The sequence below is a fragment of the Phyllobacterium calauticae genome, from assembly GCF_019991125.1.
In the GTDB taxonomy this organism is placed as follows: Bacteria; Pseudomonadota; Alphaproteobacteria; order Rhizobiales; family Rhizobiaceae; genus Phyllobacterium; species Phyllobacterium calauticae.
Genome location: NZ_JAGENB010000008.1, coordinates 119,070 through 141,408, shown reverse-complemented (window position 1 = coordinate 141,408; position 22,339 = coordinate 119,070). Strand labels below are relative to the sequence as shown.

Genomic DNA, 22,339 nt, shown 5'->3' with positions numbered 1-22,339 from the left:
CAGTTTTTCATTCCCCCAGAGCGTTTTTATTATCGCCATTACGATTAAGACTATCGCACGATATACAGTGAGTCTAGCTAGGTCGTGCACTCATAAATCTGATCGAAATGGCGCCTGAAACGGCAAGAAGATGCCGCGCATGGTCCGGTCCGGCCTTAGGCCGGGCCGAAAGACGCATGCGCAAGTCGATATTTGGAGCATGGTCTTGCCCGAAAAGTCGAACAACTTTTCGGGACCATGCTCTGAGAGATGCGAAGGGCGGGGCCTTTCCCCGGCCGAGCGGCTCGACACTGCAGCTTGCAGCCGTTTCGGCGTCCGAAGGATATGGTCCATTTGCCCGGCTACGTCGTCGCAAAGCCTTAAAAATGAACCACATTTCCCTCGTCTTTGCTCCTCGTATCCGAACAAATGGCCACATACCATTTCAATCAGATTTATGAGTGTACGACCTAGGTCACACGCCGATGACATCACTCTGGCATTTCAGGGTTATTTTTGTGTGGCCGTGCTCTAGAGCACGGGGCAGAACTGCGCGTCCATGACGTCTTCACAGCGCGGCGAACGGCGGAAATCGTCGTAATAGAGTGTCCATTCCTTGTCGTCGGCTGCACGGTACGGGCCAAATTTGAAATATTGATTCTTGCCCAGTCCCTTGTCGGCATGGCCGATATGGCCCCTGACCGTCACGATCCATTTGTTGTTGGCAAAAATCTCCACATGGCCCGAGCCGTCAGGTCCGGGCTTCGTGTAGATCGCAAAGTCGATCCAGCCCGAATCCGGCGTCGGCAGCTTGTTGCCGCGATCCGTCACCGTCATGGCGCTGGTGCAGGTGGAGAATTGTTTGCCGTTCTCGGCGGACCAGTTCGAATCGGTCGCCACAAGGGCGCGCATCTGGTTGGTTTCAGGGCGCAGCCACACCGGTGTCTGTCCGCCGGCGCACGCCGGATCCGCCGCGATTCCATTCTTTTTGGCCGGCGCGATATAATTGGTCTCGATGGTGGCGAACAGCTTTCCCTGGTTGAGCCGCAGCGCCAGAAAGGGACTGAAATCGCCGACCGCCTTCGGCCCGATCTCGCGTTTCCACTGGGCAATCAGATAGCGGTGATCGTCGCTGGGAATGGGATCGGCAAATTTGACGGCAAACCCGTACCAGACCCCCTGGTTGTAGGGCACGCGCTTGTCGGTCTTTTCCCAGATTTCCGCCCGTTCACTGCAATTGTGCTTTGTGCCCGGACACAGCGGTTTGACGCTCAGCTTGAGGGCGCCGCCACCATTGCGCGTGACCTCGGATTGAAATTCAACCGTTCCGGCGCTCTGCTCGAAATTCTTGCGGTAGTAGAGGCCGCCGGCCGGCGAAAAGTCCTGACCATCAAAACGGTCGATGAGCACGTCGCTCCTTGGCTCTGCGCCGGCTTGGGATGAGAGAGTCAAACTTGCAGCCAGGGCAGCCATCAGAACGGTCTTTCGCTTCATTGCATGAACTTCTCCAGAAGGGGCCTCTGATCCTGTGTTTTCGCATCACGGTGCAGCAGCATGACCTGTTCCGCTTCCGACAGGCCGTCATAGGCCACTTCATCAAAGGCATCTTCCGCCACGACAGTAGCCGATTGTTTGGGCAGGAGAACAGTGACCTTTTGCCCGACGCCGCGCAATTTTTCTTCGCCGAGGGTTGTCCAGTCACCGCCGCAATAGTTGGCGAACGCCTGGCTGGCGACGATTTCGCGCGAATACTTCTTGGTCAGGCCCTGCAGCCGCTGCACCTCATTGACGGCAGAGCCGAAGGCGGAAAAGGTCAGGCGGTCCTTCAGGCCGACATTGCCGAACATGACATTGCCCACATGCAGGCCGATGCCGTAGCGGATGTCGCTGAGGCCGTCCTTGCGCCGGTCGCGATTGAGCTCCGCCACGCGGGCCTGTGCCTTGAAGACAGCCGAAAGAGCCGCCTGACAGGCAACCTTTGAAGCGTCCTTGTGCCGGCCGCAGGGGTAGACCGCAAGAAAACCGTCCCCCATGAAACTGAGGATTTCGCCGCCGCCGCGGTTGAATGGCGCGGCGATCGCATCGAAGAAATGATTGAGTGTGTCGATATAGGCCTGACGGCCTTCCCGTTCGGCCAGCATGGTCGACTGGCGCATGTCGCCCATCACCAGGGCCGCCCGGATCGTTTCGCCGTCACCCCGGCGAATCTGGCCGTTGAGAACGCGCTTGCCGGCATTGCCGCCGAGATAGGTGGTCAGCATGTTGTCGGCGAGCTTGCCGAGAACCGCCATTTTGGCGGCAACGGCCAGATGGTTCTGCAGCTTCAGCAGTGCACCGATCATGCTTTCGCTAAAACCCGCGCTGCTGTCCGTTGACCAGGAGCCCATCATGCCCTGTGTCGACTCGCCGCTGAAAGGCTGCACGAAGGCCAGATAATCCGTCACGCCCTGCTTCTTCAGCTCGTCAAAGATGGGGAATTCATGCGGCCCGTCCGCATCGATGCGCCGCCGCACATGTTCGAGGTTGTTGCACAGCAGATAATAATAGGGGCTGAGCAGAAAACGTTCGGGTTTCTCGCCCGCATTGTGGCGATAGCCTTCCACCACGAGCCCGCTGGAGCGCTGCCAGGTGAAGCCAAGCGCGTCGTAGAGCGGGTGCAACATGGAGAACGTCAGGTGGACGCGGGCAATCGGCAGGCCCGCCGCGGCAATGCGTTCACAAAAACCGCGTATGATTGTCTCAAGATTCTCACCAGCGAGAGAAGAACGTGTGAGCCAGTCTGCGACCTTGTCGAGAAGTATGGTGGAAACATCCGTTTGCGTGCTCATCACTCGTCCTTGTCCTTGCGAACCGCGTCCAGCTTCGATGCGCTGTTCCGTGATCGGCCGGGCACATGAAAAATCATACCCAAAACAAGCAGATACGGAGACAAGATGAGCGAACCGGACAAGGGTGTCAACGCTGGCAGCGGGGTCGCCGGCAACAATCGCACTGCCCGGTTCTGTTCAAATGGATGGCTGGCTGGCGGTTCTCTATCGATCCTGATTGCGTGCTGGCACTGAAATGGGCATGTCACCGATCTGAAACAATAGAGGCGCCGGGGTTAATTCACCGGATCGGCACGCACTCCTGACAACCTCCTGTCAGCAGCGCGCCAGACCGGGCTTGCCGTCGCATCAACTGTTTGTGACAGGCCGGACGCCGCCGGCCTTGCTTGACAGCGGTGGCTGGAGCAGCCATCTAAACCGGACGAATTCCGGGCCGCCACTGCGCCCTCAACCGCATCCGCTCACGCGGCGTGCTTCGCAAAGAAGAGATCGCCTTGGCCGTTTCCTCCTCCCCCTTCTCCGACCTTTCCGCCAAAATCGACGCGCGCACCGCCCAGGCTGGGGTGATCGGGCTTGGCTATGTCGGGCTGCCGCTCGCCATCACCCTTGCCCAGAGCGGGTTTTCGGTGACCGGCTTTGATATCGATCCGGCGAAGATTGTCGCCCTCGACGCCGGTCATTCCTATATCGAGGCGGTCACGGACGCGTCGCTCGGTGCGCAAACGGCGCAGAACCGGTTCCGGTCGACAAGCGATTTTGCCCGGCTCGCCCAGTGCGACGTGATCGTCATCTGCGTACCGACACCGCTGACGAAACATCGCGATCCCGACCTGTCCTTCGTCGAGGCGACCTGCCGCTCGATTGCCGCGGCGCTCCGGCGCGGCCAGCTTGTCGTGCTTGAATCGACGACCTATCCCGGAACAACCGATGATGTGGTCAAAACCATTCTGGAAAAGACCGGTCTCAAATCCGGCAAGGACTTCTTCCTCGGCTTTTCCCCGGAGCGGGAAGATCCCGGCAATCGCGATTTCCAGACCTCGACCATACCGAAAATCGTTGCGGGCGATGGCGAGGAAGCCAGCCGGCTGATGCAGGCTTTCTACGGTGCGGCGGTCAAGACGGTTGTTCCCGTCTCGTCCAACGCCACGGCCGAGGCGGTCAAGCTGACCGAGAACATCTTCCGGGCGGTGAACATCGCGCTCGTCAACGAACTGAAAACCGTCTACGCCGCCATGGGCATCGACATCTGGGAGGTCATCGAGGCGGCCAAGACAAAGCCCTTCGGCTACATGCCGTTTTATCCCGGCCCCGGCCTCGGGGGCCACTGCATCCCGATCGATCCGTTCTATCTCACCTGGAAATCGCGCGAGTACGAGCTGCCGACCCGCTTCATCGAGCTGGCAGGCGAGATCAACTCCGCCATGCCGCGTTATGTGGTCGGCAAACTGGCCGAAGCACTGGATATCCGGGCGGGCAAGGCGCTCAGCCGCTCACGCGTGCTGGTTCTCGGGCTTGCCTACAAGAAGAACGTGCCTGATATCCGTGAAAGCCCGTCGCTGCGCCTCATTGAAATCATCGAGGAGCGCGGCGGCCATGCGGACTACCACGACCCGTTTGTCAGCGAGATACCGTCGACCCGCGAATATATGGCGCTGAAAGGCCGTGCGTCTGTGCCTCTGGATGAGAAAACGGTGAAATCCTACGATGCCGTTCTGGTTTCGACCGACCATGACGACGTGGATTATGCGGCGCTGGCCGAATGGTCGCCGCTGATCGTCGATACGCGCAACATTTTCACCAGGCGCGGGCTCGCCGCCGGGCATATTGTGAAATCCTAGGATCAGGACAGCTTGGCCTTGAGATTGCTGGCCGCCATGGCATAGCCGCCCGATGCCCCGTCGATGAAGTGCATGTGATTGCGCGACATGGGGGTCGGAACAAGACAGGTCATCAGGGCTGAATCCTGCCGGTGCAGGCCGAAGCGGGCGATGCCCGCCTTCGATGCCTTTTCCAGCAGGGCCTCAATGCGCTGCAACCGGGCCGGATCGATATCAATCGTCATTTTCAGACCATCGTCGAATTTGCGAAAATCCGAGTTCCGCGCGACGTCGCGCTTGTATTGTTTCGGATCAAATTTCCCCCAATGCAGGTCAAGCCTGTCCATCGCAACGGTCAGGGCGATCTGGGCGAGTATCGCGATTTTGCGAAGAAGGCGTTGCCCCCTGGGGGCAGTGGCGCGTGCCTCCGTCTCCACACCGCTGGTATTGAATGCAATGGGCGGTCCATCCGCCGGCAAGGGATGCGCGCCGCGATTCTGTTCGGCGGCAATCGCAACGATGTCGGCAACAAGCTGCTGGAACGCCGCCGTTGCGCCGGCGTCGCCGGGAATGGCGATGATGGACAGGATTTCGCCATTGCGTGCCACTATCGGATTCCATCGGCAGGAAAGCCCCGTCAGATCCGGGCGCGATCCCGATGGACCGGCGGCGATGGCATATTTGCCGGCTTTCATCTGCGCTTCGGCCCAACTGCTGCCGCCGCCCGTAAACATCGCGTAGAAGACTTCGGGACTGGCGCTGAACCGGGCAACGCGCACGTCAAGGCCTTGCGCCTTGATCTCGCTCATCGGCACGAGGGCGGCACGCAGGGTCAGTTGCAGGTCCTCACGCACCCAGGCCTGAACCGAGGCAAGCGCTTCACGCGCCTGCACGGCTGCGGAGGCCGGAATGGCGACAAGCGCGCCATCGCCGCCGAAGACGAAGGGGTAATTGTGCCTGCCCAGAGCATTGAGCAGGGCGGAGATGACGCTTGCGCCTGCCATGTTCACGGCCTTGTAACGCCCGGCTTCGATCGCCCCGGTTGAGCCGACAATATCGGCCACTGCCAGTATCCAGTCGTTGGGGAGCGGCCGATAATTGCCCGCATCCGCTACGCCTTCGAAGTCAATGAAGACGGGAAGCGAGTCGAAGAAATCGTCGTTTGCAATGGCACCCATGCAAGGCAATTAGCACATTGTGCGGGAACAGGCGACGGGCAGGATGAATGTACGGCGATGAAGCGGGAATAACGGGTCTTGCCGGCAACCGGTGCGGGGCCGCCTCCCGGCCAAAGGCAAGCGTGCCAACCATGCGCGCAGCGGTTGTGGATACACCTGGCGCGATCGCAACAGCCGGGCGCCTGTGCCCGAATTTTGCGGTAAAATGACCGAAAACATTGGAAAATGTGCGTCAAAGGAGACACGCGTTTTCTGGTTTGTCAGGCTTGATACCGATAATCAAAGCTTGGCAGGCAGGTTCAACCATAAATTGCCTTTTGCAGCATTTATGTGAAAAACTGCAAATACAATTGTTCATCGTCTTGTCTGCCTGCCTGTCTCGTGCGAGCATGAAGGGGCTTTTAATCCCATGCGATGAAAAGCCATCTGAAATCCAGAAGAATACCGTTGCGGAAGCCGGCACTTTGCGGGCCAAGAGGAATGACTTGTATCCAATGCTGCTTGAACTGGCCCATTTTCCCGATTTTCAAAAGGGCCTGTTCAAGGACGTGGTGGCTTCGGACACGCTTGCAATGCTGCACGAGGTCAAACAGCAGACCGGCTGCCGCCACATTGCCCATGTCGGGCACCCGGAACCGCGGCCTGGCAGCGATGTGGTCGATGAAAATGTCCCGCTTCTGATGACCTATCCGGTCAGCTGGATGTTGCGCTATTTTGCCAAGGACTATCTCAAGATCGATCCGGTGATGCAGGGGATGACGCTGTTCCAGCCGCGTGCCGATGCGCCCGGCACGATCTGCAACCTGACTGCCGATGCCATCCCTTCGCCAGCCGTAAAACGCTATCTGATGGACGCGGAACGGCGCGGGCTTGGCAACCTGTATCTTGCGATTTGCGCGACGAATGCCTTCGGCTTCCGCGGGATCACGCTCTTCACCTTCGACGTCGAAAAGGCGGAGCAGGGTGCCTTTGTCGAGCGCAGGCGCAAGCAGTTATCGGCAGCTTCGGCGCGTATCCACAACGCCCTGCACGGCACCCGCAATCCGGCCCTTGCCGCGATCATCTCCAATCTGTTGACCAGACGCGAGATCGACTGCCTGTTCTGGGCAGCCAATGGCAAGACGGATGGCGAGATCGGCGAGATTCTCAATATCGCGCGCTGGACGGTGGTCACCTATCTGCAGAACGCCAAGAACAAGCTGGGCTGTTCCAACAGAACATCGACAGTGGCGACGGCGCTTGCTCTCGGCGTGATCGACATACCCACCGTTGCCAAGGCCTATCTGTAGGAAGGCGGTTATTGCGCCTTTGCCGATGCCGACAATTGCGGCAGGCGTGCATTCTCGAAGGCCTGGGCCAGCAATGCGGTGTTTTGCGCGGGACTATGCCCCGTTTCGGCAAACCGCAGATGGTGCAGATCGATCTCGGTGCTTTCGGAAGACAGCGTCAGCCGGAAATAGGCATTGACCCCCATATTGCTGAACTCGAGATCGAGCATCACTTTCGGCGCGGTGTTCCAGTCCAGCGCATATTCACCGCCAAGACCGAACGTCAACGTATCGGGATAGAACGTCAGTTCCGTCGCTGAATTGACGATATCGGCAATGTTGCCGAACAGTTCACAGCGTATGAAGGCAATATAGTCGGCAACATCCACAAGACGAAGATCATGGATGACCTCTGTCAGGTGGTTTGAAATGATATCAACCCGGGCAACCGAATATTGCGTTCTTTTCATCTGCTGTTTACCCGATTGGAAACGGTTTTATTATTTACGTCGTACATTAACGAATTGGATCAGTTCTGCCACGGCTTTGTAGAATTCTGGTGCAATGGCATTGTTCACTTGCACTTGCTTGTACAACGCGCGCGCCAGTTGCACATTCTCGAAAACCGGTATGTCATTGGCCGCGGCGATCTCCCTGATTTTGAGAGCGATCAGATCCTGCCCCTTGGCAACCACGATAGGGGCCGGATCTTTCGCCGGGCTGTAGCGTAGAGCAACGGAGAAGTGTGTCGGATTTGCGACGATCAGCGTGGCCGTCGGAACCGAGGCAATCATGCGCTGGCGCGCCCGGTCACGGCCGAGCGAGCGCAACCGGGCCTTCAGCAGCGGATCGCCCTCTGCCTGCTTGTGCTCGTCCTTGATCTCCTGCTTGGTCATGCGCAGTTCGCTGCGCCAGTGAATACGGGCCCAGGCAAGGTCGAAGGCTGCGAGCGCGGTCACCGCAATCGTCACGGATGCCAGAAGCCGGGTGATGTTGCTGCGGATGAGCTCGGGCAGCTGGCTGGGTTCGGTGATGATCGTGTCGACGAAGAAATGGCTGCTGCGGAAGAACATCATGAAAACGATGATGCTGGCCGCCGCGAACTTGAAGACCGACTTGAGGAATTCTATGCGGCCCGACGCGCCGAAGATGCGTGTCCAGCCCTTTGCAATGGATACGCGCGAAAACTGCGGCTGGATACGGTCAAAGACCATGCGCGGCGCATTCTGCAGCACCGATGCGAGGATGCCGGCGGTGGGAATGATGATGAAGACGGGAAGCAAGGCCGCACCCACGGCCAGGCCGACGATGCCGAACAATTGCCGGGCATCCTGCGCGCTGTTGAGCCGCCATTCCTCGGGCTTGTCAAGCAGGGCCGAGAGGAACGCCACCAGTTTCGAGCCGCTGGGCACGGCGACGAAAACCATGATGACGAGAAAGGCGGCGATGGAGGCGAGGATCGGCGCTTCGCGCGAGACGGGCAGATTCCCCTTCTCGACCGCATCACTGATTTTCTTCTCAGTTGCTTCCTCGGTTTTACTCTCTTTGTCGGGCCCGTCCGACATGCTCTAGCAGGCCCTGCCGATCATGTTTCGGATTCTTGCGGTTCGAGCTTGAGCTCGCCGCGTTCGGCCAGGGCAATGGCGGTGCGGGCAATGGCGCGGCGCGCTTCCGTGACTGTGTTGGCATTGATGTTGGTCTGGCTGGACAATTCGGTTTCGACCATGCGCCGTCCGCGTGTCGACAGGGACTGGAGGATGAGTTCCTGCAGGCGCGGCTCGCAGCCATGCAATGCTGATGTGACCACATCCGTCTGGATTTCATCGAAGAGGATGAGGCGCGCGCGCTGCGATATGCGCACGATATCCTCGAAGGTGAAGAGCTTGGCCTTGATCTTGGCAAGGTCTTCCGCGCCCAGATCGGTGAGGCTCGCCAGCAGTTCGTCGATCTCTGATTTTTCCAGCTGGTTGATGATGTTGGCAACGGTGCCGTGATGGCTCTTCTCGGAACCCGAATTGTCTTTTCCGGTGACCTCGCGCTGCAGGATGCTTTCCAGCATCGCGATCGTCGAAGGACCCACCTTGCGGATATGCAGCGTGCGCTGAATGATGGCACCACGTTCCTGCGGCGCAAAGCCGATCAGCAGCCGGGCCGCGATATCGGAAGGCAGGCGCGAAATCACATAGGCCGTCACCTGGGGATGCTGCGTTGACAGATAGGCTTGCAGCACGTCGAGCGGCACGCGCGGCAGGATATCCCACACGGATTCCTGCGTCAGCAGTTCGGGGCGGCGGTTCTCGATGACCGCGCTGGCCTCTTCCGCCGACAGCGTTTCGCGCAGCAGCCCTTCAAAGCGCATGCCGGCTTCCGAAACCGGCGCGCCGTCGGCAAAGGCGTTCTCGAATTCCTTGACCAGCTCTTCGAAGTCACCGGGGGTGATCGGCTCGAGCTTGCGGGCATGGCCGGCAAGCGAGCGCAGATCGTCCGCATTGAAATGCTTGAGAAGCCGCGAGGCGGATGGCCGCCCGATCGCCACAAGCAATGCGGCCACCTTTTCCGGGCCGCTCAGGTCCTGGATGGTGCTTTCGCCCTGAGGTGTGTCTTGATCGCTCATGCGGTCTGGCTTCTCGTGCTTGTAGGGGGGAAGGCGGCGCGGCGGCGGATGACTTAGCTGCCGCTGCCGATGACTTCGGTGAGGCTGACGCCGAAGCGCGAGGAGTCGTCCTCGAGGACGATGACTTCACCGCGTGCGATCACCCGCCCGTTGACGACGATATCGACGGGATCGCCGATCTGCTTGTCGAGGGTCACGACGGCGCCGCGGCCGAGCTTCATCAGATTGGCCACCGGCATCGACGTGCTGCCGAGAACAACCTGGACGTCGACGGGAATGCCCATGATGAGATCGATGTTCGGCTTCGATCCCGCAGGTTTGCGGCTTGGTTGCGGTTCATCGCGCTTGAGATCTTCGATTGCCTCGTTGAGCTCGTCTTCGATGGAATTCTTGTCGGAAATGGCCATGATGGGAAATCCCGTTCACACTGGGTTAAAGGACGGCATTCGCCACGTCAGCACTGCGGACGATGCGATTGACGAACACGGGCAGGACTTTCGCCGGAGCCGCGGGCTGGTTGTGGATAGGCGTGCCCTGACGGATCTCGGTCTGGGCTGCCGGAACCGGCTGCTGCGCAAAGGCGGGTGCGGCAGCGCGCTGGGCGGCATCGACGGCCGGGAAGGGGCGCACATTGTCCTTGAACTCGTTCTTGGCGCGTTCAACCATGCGGATGGTGCGCGTCATTTCCGAACGGGCGCGATCGGAATCCTTGAGCTTGGCCTCCAGACGCACGCTTTCGTCCCGGCAGGTTTCACGCTCGTTCTGCAGGAAGAGCAGCGCCTGCTCGAGGCTCTGGGCCGAACCGGCCACCTGTTGCGCCATGGCGCGGCTCATGGCCGTCAGCCGGTTGGCCTTGCGCAGGGCAACGAGGAAGACCGTAAGCCCGGTTGCGATCAGGGCGGCGGAAATGAGATTAGCCAGCAGCAAGCTCATCGAGCAGGTCCTCTTCTTCATTGATAGGATCGGTGATGCGAACGGTGAATGCCGTGCCGGTCTTGCCCAGACGGCATTTGTAAAGTGCCTGTTTGCCGCTGCGCAGGCGTACCTGATTGATCGCATCCTTGGGCAGCTGCAGGATCTGGCCGGGTTTCAAAAGGGTGATTTGTTCCAGCGTCATGGACCCCTGCTGGATGAAGGCCTCAATGTCGATATGGGCCCGGCTCACCTCGAGACGCAGCTTCTTTGCCCAGGTCGGATCGGAGTGGTGTGCCGGCTGTTGCAGCATCCGCGCGATGGCATCCTGCATGGGACGGAAGCTCGAACGCGGCATCATGATGATGATCTGGCCGCTGTGTCCGCCAACCTTGAGCAGCATCGTGCAGCATATCATGCGTGTATCGGTCACCGAGGCAACCGAGAAATGCGCGGCTTCCGTCAGTTCGGCGATCTGGAACAGCGCGTCGCTGCCACCCGAGAACATGTGATCCAGCGATGCGGTGACGTCGGTGAAAATCTGGCGGGCGATGCCAAGGTCGACCGAGGTCATCGGGCGATGCGGCTGGTGGTCCTGGCTGGCGCCGGACCCGAACAGGGCATCGACCCCGCAATCGACAAAGGCACGGTCGGCAGCCAGCAGCAGGCGCGATGCCCATTTGACGACCTGCACGGTTCCGATCAGTCCCGAGCGCATCAGGGTGCTGGCAATGGCATCCTTCTCGATTGATTCCATGCGCACGAATTCGGCCGCAATGGTGACGTCGGACTGGCTGGTTATTTTGCCGGCAAACGTCGTTGCAAGGTCACGAAACACGGCCTCAAGGGATTTGAGATCGTCCACCGACATGCCGGCGGCGCGCAGGATGCTTTCCGCAAGCACGTCCGGTCGTTTCTGTTCTGTCTCGACATCCATTGTTCAGCCTACGCCGCTTGCTGCATCGGAACGGTGGAGATGGTTTCCTGCTCGACCACATCGATGGACGGACGATCATAGGCCGAAATCGTCTTGCGTCCATATTCGAGCGCGATCTGCGGCAGGGCGCCGTTCATGTAGGCGAGCAGTGTCTGCTTGACGATCATGTAAAGCCGGTTCTGCTTCTCGCGCGTCGTCTTGATCTTGGTGGCAATCGGGCCGACCACACCATAGGAAAGAAAGATACCGGCGAAGGTGCCGACCAGCGCCGCGCCGATCAGATGACCCAGCACTTCCGGCGATTCATTGAGGGCGCCCATGGCCTTGATCACGCCCAGCACCGCAGCAACGATGCCGAGTGCCGGCAAACCTTCCGAAATGGCCACCATGGCATGGTAGGGCTTGAGCTTGTCGCGGGAGATCGTGTGGATTTCCTCGTCCATCAGCGCCTCGATTTCGTGCGAGCGCGCATTGCCGATAATGATCAGGCGGCAGTAGTCGCAGATGAACTGCGTCAGATCATGGTTCTTGAGAACGCTCGGAAATGCCTGGAAAATCAGCGATTCATTGGGATTGTCGATGTGGACTTCCACCTCGTTGCGCGACTTGGCGCGCAGTTCCCGCATCAAAGCGTAGAGGACGCCGAGCACATCGAGGTAGTCGCGCTGCTTGGGAACCTTGTTGGAGAAAGCCTCCATGCAGGCGCGTCCGGTATCCTTGACCGCCGAAAACGGATTGGCGACCAGGAATGTGCCGAGCGCGGAGCCGCCGATGATGACGAATTCCCATGGCTGCATGAGAACACTCACATGCCCGCCCATGGCAATGAAGCCGCCAAGGAGACATCCCATCGTTACCACAAGTCCAACAAGGATTCCCAAAGCGCTCTCCTGCAAATATTGCCAGCGGCCGAGGAGTAGCAAGTCCGGCTTGCGTGAACCTTGCATGGAGACGCAGGTTTGTGGTCGGGGTGAAATTGCGCGGACAGCTTCAGGCAAGCTTGCTTTGGCACAGATAGGCGAAAGCCGTGGGAGTGCCGTTGCCATGATCAACACGATGACCAGCTATAAATTGATCTCGTCGAACCTGACGCGTTCGCTGACGAGGGTGGCGGCCGAACCGGTCGTGCAGCGCGACACGGACTACTACCTGAAGAATATCGGCAAGGTCAAAACCATTGACGATTTCATGAAGAATGACCGGCTGTATAAATACGCCCTGAAGGCTGTCGGGCTTGAGGACATGGCTTTCGCCAAGGCCTTTATCCGCAAAGTTCTCACCGAAGGTACCGGCAAGGACAGCTTTGCCAACAAGCTGACGGACAAGCGCTACCTGGAGTTTGCCACGACGTTCGATTTCGCCAAACTGGGTGACAAGGCGACCAGCCAGCCCGCCGTGCTCAAACCGGTGACGGACAAATATGCCCGCCAGACGCTGGAGCAGGAAGCCGGGCAGGACAATGAAGGCGTGCGGCTTGCCCTGTATTTTGCCCGCAAGGCGCCCACGATCACCAATGCCTATGAAATCCTCGGCGACAAGGCACTGCTCAAGGTCTTCCAGACAACCTTTTCCATTCCGACGCAGGCGTCCAACATGGATATCGACCGGCAGGCCAAGATGGTCACCGACAAGCTCGATCTCGCATCTCTCAAGGATCCGGCGAAGCTTGAGAAATTCCTCACCCGGTTTACGGCTATGTATGAAATGAACAATCCCTCGACTGCCTCCACCATTCCCTCGCTGCTTTTCGGCGGAGATACCACCATCGGCATTTCGCAAAACATCCTGACGATCTTGCAGTCGTTCAAGCTGGGTGGCCGCTGATGGAAAACTCGATCTATGTCGGCCTGTCCTCGCAGATATCGCTGGAGCGCCGCCTGGATGCCCTGGCGCACAATGTGGCGAACATGTCGACGCCGGGTTTTCGCGCCACGGGCATGAAATTCGAAACCATGGTGTCGAAGGCGGCCGAGGACTCGAGCTTCGTTTCGGCCGGTCAGAGCTATATCAAGACGGATGCTGGCCCGATCACCCAGACCGGCAATCCCCTGGATATCGCCGCAAAGGGCGACGTATGGTTTTCGCTGCAGACACCGGCCGGGCAGGTTTTCACCCGCGACGGCCGCATGCAGATGACAACGACCGGCGAGCTGCGCTCGGTCAAGGGTTACCCCATCCTGGATGCGGGCGGCCAGCCCCTGGTCATTGACCCCAATGGTGGCCCGCCGCAGATTTCCGCCGATGGGGCGGTCTATCAGAACAAGCGCCAGCTGGGCTCCATTGGCCTGTTCACGATCAGCCCCAATGCCAAGCTGACCTATTTCGACAATTCGGCTGTTATTCCGAGCATTACCGCGCAGCCGACCATCGACAATCCGCACGCGGGTGTTGTTCAGGGCGCCATTGAGGGATCAAATGTCGATGCGATCGGCGAAATGACCCGGCTCATGAGCGTTACCCGGGCTTTCGAGCGGGTCGATGCCTTGCTGCGCGGCAATGAAGGCACCTTCTCCGAAGCCATCAAGACGCTCGGATCGAAGACCTGATGCACCGTCTCCTTGAACCGGCGGGATAAGCATGCAGGATCTTGAAGCAGCCCTGCCAACGATGAGCACCGGGACGGGCAGTCTCGAGGCGCTGGCCCGGCTTGTCTCGCAGGTCGTGACGGCTCCGGCTCCCGTGGCCGTCGGCGGCTATGTGAACGAGGTGTCGCGCTCCGCCATCGGCGTGCGCGGCATTTCGGAACAGGCGCAGCTCGGCGACATGGTGACCATCCGCAGCGACAACCGGCTGCACCCGGCCGAAGTCGTGCGGATCGAGCAGTCGCGCGTCCTGGTCAAGCCGTTCGATGACCGGATCGTGCCGTCGCTCGGAACGCCCGTCTTCCCCGAGGGGCCGTTTCGCATTGCGCCGGCGCCCGACTGGAAGGGGCGGGTCATCAACGCCCTCGGTCTTCCGCTCGACGGCAAGGGTTTGCTCACCGCAGGCAATAATCCCAAGCCCGTGGATTGTCCGGCTCCGCTCGCCATGAATCGCAGCCGCGTCGAAATCGGCCTGCGCACCGGCGTCAATGTCGTCGACGTCTTTGCGCCGATGTGTTTCGGCCAGCGCATGGGTGTCTTTGCCGGGTCCGGCGTCGGCAAATCCACGCTGCTGGCCATGATGACCAAGGCAACGGATTTCGACACGGTTGTCCTGGCGCTGACGGGCGAACGCGGCCGCGAAGTGCGCGACATGCTCGAAGACACCATGGCCGGCAAGCTTGGCAAGACGGTCACTGTTGTTTCGACCGGCGACGAAAGTCCGATGATGCGCCGGCTTGCCCCCAATACGGCAACGGCCATCGCCGAATATTTTCGCGATCTGGGCGACAATGTTCTTCTGATCGTGGATTCCGTGACGCGTTTTGCCCATGCGGCGCGCGAAATCGCCATTGCCGCAGGTGAACCGCCGGTTTCGCGCGGCTATCCGCCGAGCGTGTTCAGCCAGTTGCCGCGCCTGCTTGAGCGCGCCGGCCCCGGATTGTCGGACAGTGGTACGATTACCGGCATTTATGCCGTTCTGGTCGATGGCGACGATCACAATGATCCGGTGTCCGATGCGATCCGCGGCACGCTGGACGGGCACATCGTGCTCGACCGTGCCATCGCTGCGCAGGGTCGTTTCCCGGCCATGGATATTCTCGGTTCCATTTCGCGCCTGGCGCAGCACAACTGGTCGCCGGAACAGGCGAAACTCGCCACCAGCATGCGCGGCCTCATTTCGCGGTTCGAAGAGACCCGCGACCTGCGGATGATCGGCGCCTATCAGGAGGGGGGTGACCCCCTGCTCGATCAGGCCGTTCATCTGGTTCCACGCATTTACGACGCTATGCAGCAGACACCGGCCACGCCGCTTTCGCTGGATCCCTACAGCGATCTGGCAGCGGCGCTTCGGCCAAAGGAGGGGGCATGACAAAACAGAAGACCACGGGCCTGGCGCCTGAAAGCGATCCCGCAACGGAAATTCCCGCACCCCGCCAGCGCGACAAGCGCTTTGACGGCTATATCAAGGGCGCGGGATTTGTCCTTGCAACCATCTGCGCTATCCTGCCCTTCGTGATGTATTACGACATCTGGGAAGCGCGGCCCAAGCCGGAAGCCACCGGCAAAACCGTTCGCGACCCCCTGGACCGGACCAACCAGAAGGTCGTGCGCAAGAACAACGGCACCGAAGTGTCGCTGTCGAGAACGAAAACCGGCGACGTGGACCTCATGACCACGGCAACCACGTCGGCGCTCACCGGCGATCGTCTGGCGGGGATCAATGCCGCCAGCAAACAGCCGTTTCCCGACAAGCCGGTGTTCCTGGTGCGCGAAGTGGTCGGCGGTCTGGTGATGATCGAAGACAATACCGGCTACTGGTTTGTCGAGAAGGGATCGCCCTTGCCGGACGGAAGCACCCTGGTTGCGATCGAGCGCGGCAATGGCAACGGTTCGTGGCAGATCAAGACATCCGACGGCGAAGTGATCAGCCGAACCAATTGATCAAATGCCTCTTTGTCCATGCATAAGTTCCGTGGCTGTCGTCGCCGCAAGTCTCACGCAAGATTGACCGCATAGAGTGATCTCAATTGATTGGTCCGGGACGCGAGGCAGGCACATGCAGGGGATTCATCTGTTCGAATTGGCATCACGTCAGGCCGAGTGGCTGTCCGTCAGGCAGGCCGCGGTTTCCGGCAATGTCGCCAATGCCAATACGCCGGGTTTCAAGGCGCGGGACGTGGAGCCGTTCAAGGACGTGTTGCAGCAGACCCAGCTGACCATGGCGGCGACAAATGCGAAGCACCTTGAAATCAATGCATCCGGCATCGCCGCCACCGCGCTGCGCAAGAATGAAGTGACGGAACAGAACCATTCGAAGAACACGGTCAGCCTCGAAGCGGAAATGGTCAAATCCGGCGAGATCAATCGCCAGTTCGCTCTCAACACCAGCATCGTGAAGGCCTTTCACCGCATGATGCTCTCCGCAGTAAAGGGCTGAAACAGATGTCAGATCCGCTCCAGGCCGCGCTCAAGGTTGCCGCTTCCGGCCTCAATGCCCAATCGACTCGTCTGCGCATCGTCTCCGAGAACCTGGCCAACGCCCAGTCGACCGGCAAGACGGCCGGCAGCGATCCATACCGCCGCAAGACCGTCTCCTTTGCCACCGAGCTCGACCGCAGCAGCGGCGTCGAGACCGTGCGCATCGCGGAAGTCGGGCATGACGTTTCCGCCTTTACCGAAGAATATGATCCAAGCCACCCGGCCGCCAACACCAAGGGCATGGTCAAATATCCAAACGTGAACATGGTCGTCGAAATGGCGGACATGCGCGAAGCCAACCGCTCCTACGAAGCCAATCTCCAGGTGGTCAAGCAAGCACGTGAACTGATTGCCATGACCGTCGATCTCTTAAGGAACTCCTGATGATAGACCAGCTTCTCAGTGTATCCACCCGCAACGCTCTTTCCAAACTATCGGAAACCGTCAATCAGACATCCATGCCCGGTGCCGCTTCGCCGGCGACAGCCGCAACCGGTCAGCCTTCCTTTGACAACGTTCTGTCGCAGCTCACCGGCAAACTCCAGAATGCCGAAGCGGTTTCGCTCAAGAGCATGACCGGCGACGTGCCGACGCGTGACGTGGTCAACGCGGTCATGGATGCGGAAAAATCGCTCCAGACGGCCATCGCCATTCGCGACAAGATCGTCCAGGCCTATCTCGAAATCAGCCGTATGCCGATTTAAGGAATCAGAATGAAAGCGCTCACCATTGCTGCGACCGGCATGAATGCCCAGCAGCTCAATCTGGAAGTGATTGCCAACAACATCGCCAATATCAACACGACCGGGTTCAAGCGCGCAAAGGCCGAGTTCTCGGACTTGCTGTATCAGACGGAGCGCAGCGCCGGTGTGCCCAACATGGCAAACCAGAGCATCATTCCCGAGGGCGCGATGGTCGGGCTCGGCGTGCAGACCTCGGCCGTCCGCAACCTGCATATTCAGGGCGGGCTCAATCAGACGGGCAATCCCTTCGACGTGGCGCTCAAGGGCCGCGGCTGGTTCCAGATCCAGAACACCGCGGGCGAAACGCTCTATACCCGCGCCGGGGCATTCAACACCAATGCGACGGGGCAGCTCGTAACGCTCAACGGCGATCTGGTCGAGCCCAACATTGTTGTTCCGACCAACACCATCGAAGTGAAAATCACCGATTCCGGCCAGGTTTTTGCCAAGCAATCCGACCAGATTCCGATGATCAATCTCGGCCAGCTGACCATTGCCAATTTTGCCAATGAAGCCGGTCTCGAGCCGCTTGGCGACAACCTCTACAAGCAGACCGATGCGTCGGGTGCTCCGGTTGTCGGCGTTCCCGGTGATCCCGGCTTCGGCACATTGAAGCAGGCCTATCTGGAAAATTCCAACGTCGACCCCGTCAAGGAAATCACCGATCTGATCACGGCCCAGCGGGCCTATGAAATGAATTCGAAAGTCATCCAGGCAGCCGATGAAATGGCATCGGTCGTGTCGAAGAACCTGCGCTGAGGACGATCATGACGGCGGCAAAGATCATCGGGAACTGGGCTCTTCGCGTGCTGGCATTCAGCCTGTGCGCGCTGGTCTTTTCCGTCGCCGCCCGCGCCGAGCGCATTGCATTCCTGGTGCCTTCCCAGATCATCTATCCCGGCCAGACCATCGGCAATGCGGGATTGACGGAAAAGTATTTTACGATCCGCGCCTCCGCCGCCGCGCAATATGTGCTGTCGCCGGATCAACTCGTCGGCAAGATATCGCGCCGGACACTGCTACCGGGGCAGCCCATCCTCCTGTCTTCGGTCAATGAGCCCGACATGGTGCAGCGCGGGGTTCCGGCGGTACTGGTCTATGACACCGGTGCGCTCGTCATCACGGCGCGGGGCACGCCGCTGGAGCCGGGCCGCGTCGGTGATTTCATCAAGGTGCGCAATATCGACAGCGGCATCACCGTAACGGGCACCATCCTCGCCGATGGGCGTATACAGGTAGGCATGCAATGATGCGGCGTTTCGCGATTGTCCTGTTGGCCGTCCTTGCATCGACCGCACTGCATGCGGGCGAATCTTCGCCCAAGGAAAGAGGCTACAAGACGCCGGCCCAGGCCCAGGCTGCCTGGCAGAAGGACGTCGACGACGGGCGCTGGGGCGGACCAGCTTCCCAGTTCAGCGATGGCGGAGTCATCGCACGGCTCAAGGATATCGCCGCCATTCAGGGCGTGCGTGAAAACCAGCTCGTCGGCTATGGTCTCGTTGTCGGATTGAACTCAACCGGCGACAGCCTGCGCAATGCGCCGTTCACAGAGCAATCCATGCGCGCCATGCTCGATAATCTCGGCATCAGCCCGCCGGCCGGTGCATCGCGTTCGAAGAATATTGCGGCCGTCATCGTCACCGCCAATCTGCCGCCCTTTGCCGGGCGCGGCTCGCGGATCGACATCACCGTTTCCTCGCTGGGTGACGCCACATCGCTGTCCGGCGGCACGCTGGTCATGACGCCGCTGGCCGCTGCCGATGGCCAGGTCTATGCGGCGGCTCAAGGCAACCTGATCGTGTCCGGCTTCACGGCATCCGGTAACGCCGCCACCGTTACGCAGGGTACGCCGACCAGCGGACGCATTCCCAACGGCGCCCTGGTTGAAAGGGAGGTTTCCGGAAATTTCGGCCAGGACGGTGAACTTCTCGTCGAGCTGCGGCAACCGGATTTCACCACGGTCGTGCGCATCACCGATACGATCAATGCCTTTGCCAAACGGCGGTACAATCAGCCTGTTGCCAAGGAGCGCGACGCCAAGTCGATCCGTCTGCGCAAGCCCAAAGATATCACGGCGGCCCGCTTCCTCGCGGAAATCGAAGGTCTGCCGGTGCCGACCGACGAGGTGGCGCGGGTCGTCGTCGACGAGCGCACCGGGACCGTGGTCATCGGCGAGAAGGTGCGGATATCGCGGGTCGCCATCAGCCATGGCACGCTTTCCGTCAAGGTCACCGAGACGCCGACGATCATTCAGCCGGAACCGTTCAGTGACGGCGTGACGGCGGTCGAACCGAACACCAACATCCAGGTTCGGCAAACCTCCAAAATCGGTGTTCTTGGCGGAACCGATCTTGAAAGCCTAGTGAAGGGTCTCAATCAGATCGGCGTGAAGCCGCAGGGCATCATCGCCATCCTTCAGGGCATCAAGACGGCCGGCGCATTGCATGCGGAGCTGGTGGTCCAATGAGTGTTGCCATGAACGCGCGACGGAAAATCACGGCATCCTCCAAGGCTGCAGCATTCTTGCTGGCAATCTCCCTGCTGCCATCCGCCACCATGGCGCAGGATGCGGCCCCCAAGGATGAAACCGGGCAGGAAATCGGCCGCTATTGCACCAACATCACCGACAAGGCGGCCGATGCGCGCTATGCCATGCAGACGCGCGAACTGGAGCAGCTGCGGGCGGATATCGACAGCCGCATCCAGGAGCTGGAGGCCAAGCGCAAGGAATATGAAGTCTGGCTGAAACGGCGTGACGCGTTCATCGACAAGGCCGAGGATTCGCTGGTGGGCATCATTTCCAAGATGCGGCCGGATGCGGCTGCGGCCCAGATGGCGCTGATGGGCGACGAGCCGGCAGCCGCGCTGCTGCTGAAGCTCAATCCCCGTGTCTCCAGCGTTATCCTGAATGAAATGCCCGCGGAAAAATCCTCGCGTCTTGCCCGCGTGATTGTCGGATCCCGTGTGGTCACAAACAAAGAAAGAACCGCACAATGAAGAAAGCGGCATCCCTGTTTGCCATCGCCAGTGCCGTTGCCCTTTCGGGATGCGCCGACAATTTTCGTGATCTGAACCGCACACCACAGATGTCGCCGGTGGGCGCGGGTGTCGGGCAAAGCTTCAGCGTCTCGGATCCGTCCTATTATCCGTCCCAGCCGCAGCCGAAACGCTATTCGCTCTGGCAGGACCGCGCGGCCGGGTTCTTCCGCGATCCGCGCGCCACCAATCCGGGCGACGTTTTGACCGTCAACATTCTGATCGACGAAAAGGCGACGTTCGACAACAAGAACAGCCGTTCGCGCGTCGCCTCATCCGATGTCGGCGGCAAGGCGGATATCAGCGGCAGCGGCTTCTCCGCCGGCAATATCGGCGGCAATCTCGATCTGAAATCCGATAGCCGCACCAAGGGCGAGGGCAAGATCGAGCGGTCGGAAAAGATCGTGTTGAGGGTTGCGGCCATCGTCACCAATATTCTGCCCAACGGCAATCTGGTCATCCGCGGCTCGCAGGAAGTGCGCGTCAATTATGAATTGCGCGTGCTGAATGTCGCCGGCGTCGTACGGCCGCGCGACATTTCCGGCGACAATGTCATTTCCTACGAGAAGATCGCCGAGGCGCGCATTTCCTATGGCGGCCGCGGGCGCCAGAGCGAAACGCAGCAGCCGGCATGGGGTCAGCAGATCCTCGATCAAGTATCGCCGATCTGACCGATATGAGCACGCTCGCCGAAGACACGACACCCGCCCCGAAAGCACCATCCAGCGTGGCGGTCATTGCTGCGGTGGTGGTTCTCACGCTCGTCGCTGCGGCAGGCGGCTGGTTTCTTGGAACACAGCTCGGCCTGAGCGTGCCGGCCGGTCAGGCCGCCGGGGCGGGCGAGAAGACGCGCCCCGCCGGTACCGACCTGCCATCCGGCAATGTCGTGGCGCTCAAACCGATCCTGACCAACGTGAAAATCCCGCAGGATGTCTGGATCAGGCTGGAAGCGGGCATCGTGGCCAAGCCCGGCGAGAAAATATCCGATGAAATGGCGGCAACCGTTGCCGGCGACTTCATGGCCTTCCTGCGCACCGTCAATCTCATGCAGCTGCGCGGGGCGGCGGGGCTGGAATATCTGCGCATGGATCTGCAGGAGAGGGCGCGGATGCGTTCCGAAGGCAAGATCGAGAAAGTGTACATCTGGGCATTGGTGATGGAATGAAACGGCGTCTTCTGACACCCCTGCTGCTGCTTGTACTCGGCGGAACCGCCGTGGCCCAGACGCCCTCGCTCCTGGACGGGCTGATCCCGCAGGGCAGCGCGTCGACCAGCGGCCAGATCATCCAGATGCTGGCGGTGCTGACGGTGCTTTCCATCGCGCCGGGCATCCTGATCATGGCCACGAGTTTTACCCGCTTCGCCATTGCCTTCTCCATGCTGCGTTCCGGCCTCGGCCTGCAGACAACGCCGGCCAATCTCGTGATGATCAGCCTTGCACTGTTCATGACCTTTTATGTTATGGCGCCGGTTTTCGACCGGGCGTGGCAGAACGGCGTGCAGCCGCTGGTGAACAACCAGATCACCCAGGATGTGGCGATCCGCGAGATCATGTCGCCGTTCCGTGAATTCATGCTGCGGCAGGTGCGCGACAAGGATTTGCGGCTGTTCGAGGATCTGGCGGACGAATCCTTCCGCACCAAGGCCAACGAGGCCATTGATATGCGTATCCTCGTGCCCGCCTTCATGATTTCCGAGCTGCGCCGCGGTTTCGAGATCGGCTTTCTCATCGTCCTGCCGTTCCTGGTCATCGACCTGATCGTCGCGACGCTCACCATGTCCATGGGCATGATGATGCTGCCGCCGACCGTGCTGTCGCTGCCGTTCAAGATCCTGTTCTTCGTGCTGATCGACGGATGGAATATTCTGGTCGGCAGTTTGATACGATCGTTTTCGTAACCATGATGAAAATTAATCCTGGCCGTTATTGAAACCGTAACAATTCTGGCGTACTCCTGCTCGTC

26 protein-coding genes are annotated in these 22,339 nt (G+C 60.0%); 16 read left to right on the top strand and 10 right to left on the bottom strand.

Annotated elements, in window-relative coordinates; translation table 11 throughout:
- Positions 1–510 precede the first annotated feature (510 nt).
- Together J1W56_RS22340 and J1W56_RS22335 are read right to left on the bottom strand one after the other, a co-directional pair.
- The gene (locus J1W56_RS22340) at positions 511–1,473 is read right to left on the bottom strand and encodes a polysaccharide lyase (protein ID WP_223615489.1); all 963 of its coding nucleotides are present in this window, start codon (positions 1,471–1,473) and stop codon (positions 511–513) included.
- Entirely contained in the window at positions 1,470–2,807 is a 1,338-nt protein-coding gene (locus J1W56_RS22335) for an adenylate/guanylate cyclase domain-containing protein (RefSeq protein WP_223615488.1), read from the bottom strand. Before J1W56_RS22335 ends, J1W56_RS22340 begins: the two co-directional genes overlap by 4 nt.
- A gap of 494 nt (positions 2,808–3,301) precedes the next feature.
- Here J1W56_RS22335 and J1W56_RS22330 point away from each other — a divergent pair, with 494 nt between their 5' ends.
- Positions 3,302–4,645, top strand: a complete 1,344-nt coding sequence (locus tag J1W56_RS22330) for a nucleotide sugar dehydrogenase (RefSeq protein ID WP_223615487.1) — start codon at positions 3,302–3,304, stop codon at positions 4,643–4,645.
- A 2-nt stretch (positions 4,646–4,647) separates the two neighbouring features.
- Here the strand turns inward: J1W56_RS22330 and J1W56_RS22325 are convergent, their stop codons facing one another.
- Complete coding sequence (locus J1W56_RS22325) at positions 4,648–5,802, bottom strand: DUF3095 domain-containing protein (RefSeq protein WP_223615486.1); 1,155 nt, start codon at positions 5,800–5,802, stop codon at positions 4,648–4,650.
- Positions 5,803–6,296: 494 nt separating this feature from the next.
- Here J1W56_RS22325 and J1W56_RS22320 point away from each other — a divergent pair, with 494 nt between their 5' ends.
- Entirely contained in the window at positions 6,297–7,091 is a 795-nt protein-coding gene (locus J1W56_RS22320) for a helix-turn-helix transcriptional regulator (RefSeq protein WP_223615485.1), read from the top strand.
- 8 nt (positions 7,092–7,099) lie between these two features.
- Here the strand turns inward: J1W56_RS22320 and J1W56_RS22315 are convergent, their stop codons facing one another.
- Genes J1W56_RS22315 through motA form a run of 7 tightly spaced genes read right to left on the bottom strand, consistent with a single transcriptional unit; the run spans position 7,100 to position 12,414 of the window.
- Complete coding sequence (locus tag J1W56_RS22315; RefSeq protein ID WP_223615484.1) at positions 7,100–7,540, bottom strand: hypothetical protein; 441 nt, start codon at positions 7,538–7,540, stop codon at positions 7,100–7,102.
- A gap of 30 nt (positions 7,541–7,570) precedes the next feature.
- Positions 7,571–8,635 (bottom strand): EscU/YscU/HrcU family type III secretion system export apparatus switch protein, encoded by a 1,065-nt coding sequence (locus J1W56_RS22310; protein ID WP_223615483.1) that lies wholly within the window; start codon positions 8,633–8,635, stop codon positions 7,571–7,573.
- Positions 8,636–8,655: 20 nt separating this feature from the next.
- Positions 8,656–9,684, bottom strand: a complete 1,029-nt coding sequence (locus J1W56_RS22305) for a flagellar motor switch protein FliG (protein WP_223615482.1) — start codon at positions 9,682–9,684, stop codon at positions 8,656–8,658.
- Between the two features lie 53 nt (positions 9,685–9,737).
- On the bottom strand, positions 9,738–10,091 hold the full coding sequence (gene fliN, locus J1W56_RS22300) for a flagellar motor switch protein FliN (protein WP_105735218.1): 354 nt from the start codon (positions 10,089–10,091) through the stop codon (positions 9,738–9,740).
- A 25-nt stretch (positions 10,092–10,116) separates the two neighbouring features.
- Entirely contained in the window at positions 10,117–10,617 is a 501-nt protein-coding gene (locus J1W56_RS22295; protein ID WP_223615481.1) for a BAB2_0123 family type IV secretion system effector, read from the bottom strand.
- Positions 10,598–11,533, bottom strand: coding sequence for a FliM/FliN family flagellar motor switch protein (locus tag J1W56_RS22290; protein ID WP_223615480.1), 936 nt, complete (start codon positions 11,531–11,533; stop codon positions 10,598–10,600). The genes J1W56_RS22295 and J1W56_RS22290 overlap by 20 nt, the downstream gene beginning before the upstream one ends.
- Positions 11,534–11,541: 8 nt before the next feature.
- Entirely contained in the window at positions 11,542–12,414 is an 873-nt protein-coding gene (gene motA, locus J1W56_RS22285) for a flagellar motor stator protein MotA (RefSeq protein ID WP_319025573.1), read from the bottom strand.
- 163 nt (positions 12,415–12,577) lie between these two features.
- On the opposite strand from motA, the gene J1W56_RS22280 reads away from it, so the two are divergent.
- The 14 genes from J1W56_RS22280 (at position 12,578) to fliP (ending at position 22,274) form a co-directional block, all read left to right on the top strand.
- Positions 12,578–13,357: a DUF1217 domain-containing protein gene (locus J1W56_RS22280; protein WP_223615478.1), complete on the top strand. Its 780-nt coding sequence runs from the start codon at positions 12,578–12,580 to the stop codon at positions 13,355–13,357.
- Entirely contained in the window at positions 13,354–14,079 is a 726-nt protein-coding gene (flgF, locus tag J1W56_RS22275; RefSeq protein WP_223615519.1) for a flagellar basal-body rod protein FlgF, read from the top strand. The genes J1W56_RS22280 and flgF overlap by 4 nt, the downstream gene beginning before the upstream one ends.
- A gap of 31 nt (positions 14,080–14,110) precedes the next feature.
- On the top strand, positions 14,111–15,487 hold the full coding sequence (gene fliI, locus J1W56_RS22270) for a flagellar protein export ATPase FliI (protein WP_404928685.1): 1,377 nt from the start codon (positions 14,111–14,113) through the stop codon (positions 15,485–15,487).
- Positions 15,484–16,059, top strand: a complete 576-nt coding sequence (locus J1W56_RS22265) for a hypothetical protein (RefSeq protein WP_223615477.1) — start codon at positions 15,484–15,486, stop codon at positions 16,057–16,059. Before fliI ends, J1W56_RS22265 begins: the two co-directional genes overlap by 4 nt.
- Positions 16,060–16,174: 115 nt before the next feature.
- Positions 16,175–16,555: a flagellar basal body rod protein FlgB gene (gene flgB, locus J1W56_RS22260; RefSeq protein WP_105735211.1), complete on the top strand. Its 381-nt coding sequence runs from the start codon at positions 16,175–16,177 to the stop codon at positions 16,553–16,555.
- Positions 16,556–16,560: 5 nt separating this feature from the next.
- Positions 16,561–16,980, top strand: coding sequence for a flagellar basal body rod protein FlgC (flgC, locus tag J1W56_RS22255; RefSeq protein WP_105735210.1), 420 nt, complete (start codon positions 16,561–16,563; stop codon positions 16,978–16,980).
- On the top strand, positions 16,980–17,300 hold the full coding sequence (locus J1W56_RS22250; protein ID WP_223615476.1) for a flagellar hook-basal body complex protein FliE: 321 nt from the start codon (positions 16,980–16,982) through the stop codon (positions 17,298–17,300). The genes flgC and J1W56_RS22250 overlap by 1 nt, the downstream gene beginning before the upstream one ends.
- Positions 17,301–17,309: 9 nt before the next feature.
- Positions 17,310–18,098 carry a flagellar basal-body rod protein FlgG gene (flgG, locus tag J1W56_RS22245; protein ID WP_223615475.1) on the top strand — a complete coding sequence of 263 codons (789 nt, stop codon included), beginning with the start codon at positions 17,310–17,312 and terminating at the stop codon, positions 18,096–18,098.
- Between the two features lie 8 nt (positions 18,099–18,106).
- Positions 18,107–18,589 (top strand): flagellar basal body P-ring formation chaperone FlgA, encoded by a 483-nt coding sequence (gene flgA, locus J1W56_RS22240; protein WP_223615474.1) that lies wholly within the window; start codon positions 18,107–18,109, stop codon positions 18,587–18,589.
- Positions 18,586–19,806 carry a flagellar basal body P-ring protein FlgI gene (locus J1W56_RS22235; RefSeq protein WP_404928681.1) on the top strand — a complete coding sequence of 407 codons (1,221 nt, stop codon included), beginning with the start codon at positions 18,586–18,588 and terminating at the stop codon, positions 19,804–19,806. The genes flgA and J1W56_RS22235 overlap by 4 nt, the downstream gene beginning before the upstream one ends.
- Before the next feature lie 89 nt (positions 19,807–19,895).
- On the top strand, positions 19,896–20,336 hold the full coding sequence (locus J1W56_RS22230) for a MotE family protein (RefSeq protein ID WP_308526413.1): 441 nt from the start codon (positions 19,896–19,898) through the stop codon (positions 20,334–20,336).
- Positions 20,333–21,046: a flagellar basal body L-ring protein FlgH gene (gene flgH / locus J1W56_RS22225; RefSeq protein ID WP_223615473.1), complete on the top strand. Its 714-nt coding sequence runs from the start codon at positions 20,333–20,335 to the stop codon at positions 21,044–21,046. The genes J1W56_RS22230 and flgH overlap by 4 nt, the downstream gene beginning before the upstream one ends.
- A 5-nt stretch (positions 21,047–21,051) precedes the next feature.
- The gene (locus J1W56_RS22220; RefSeq protein ID WP_223615516.1) at positions 21,052–21,540 is read left to right on the top strand and encodes a flagellar basal body-associated FliL family protein; all 489 of its coding nucleotides are present in this window, start codon (positions 21,052–21,054) and stop codon (positions 21,538–21,540) included.
- Positions 21,537–22,274, top strand: a complete 738-nt coding sequence (gene fliP / locus J1W56_RS22215; RefSeq protein WP_223615472.1) for a flagellar type III secretion system pore protein FliP — start codon at positions 21,537–21,539, stop codon at positions 22,272–22,274. The genes J1W56_RS22220 and fliP overlap by 4 nt, the downstream gene beginning before the upstream one ends.
- Positions 22,275–22,339: the final 65 nt, after the last annotated feature.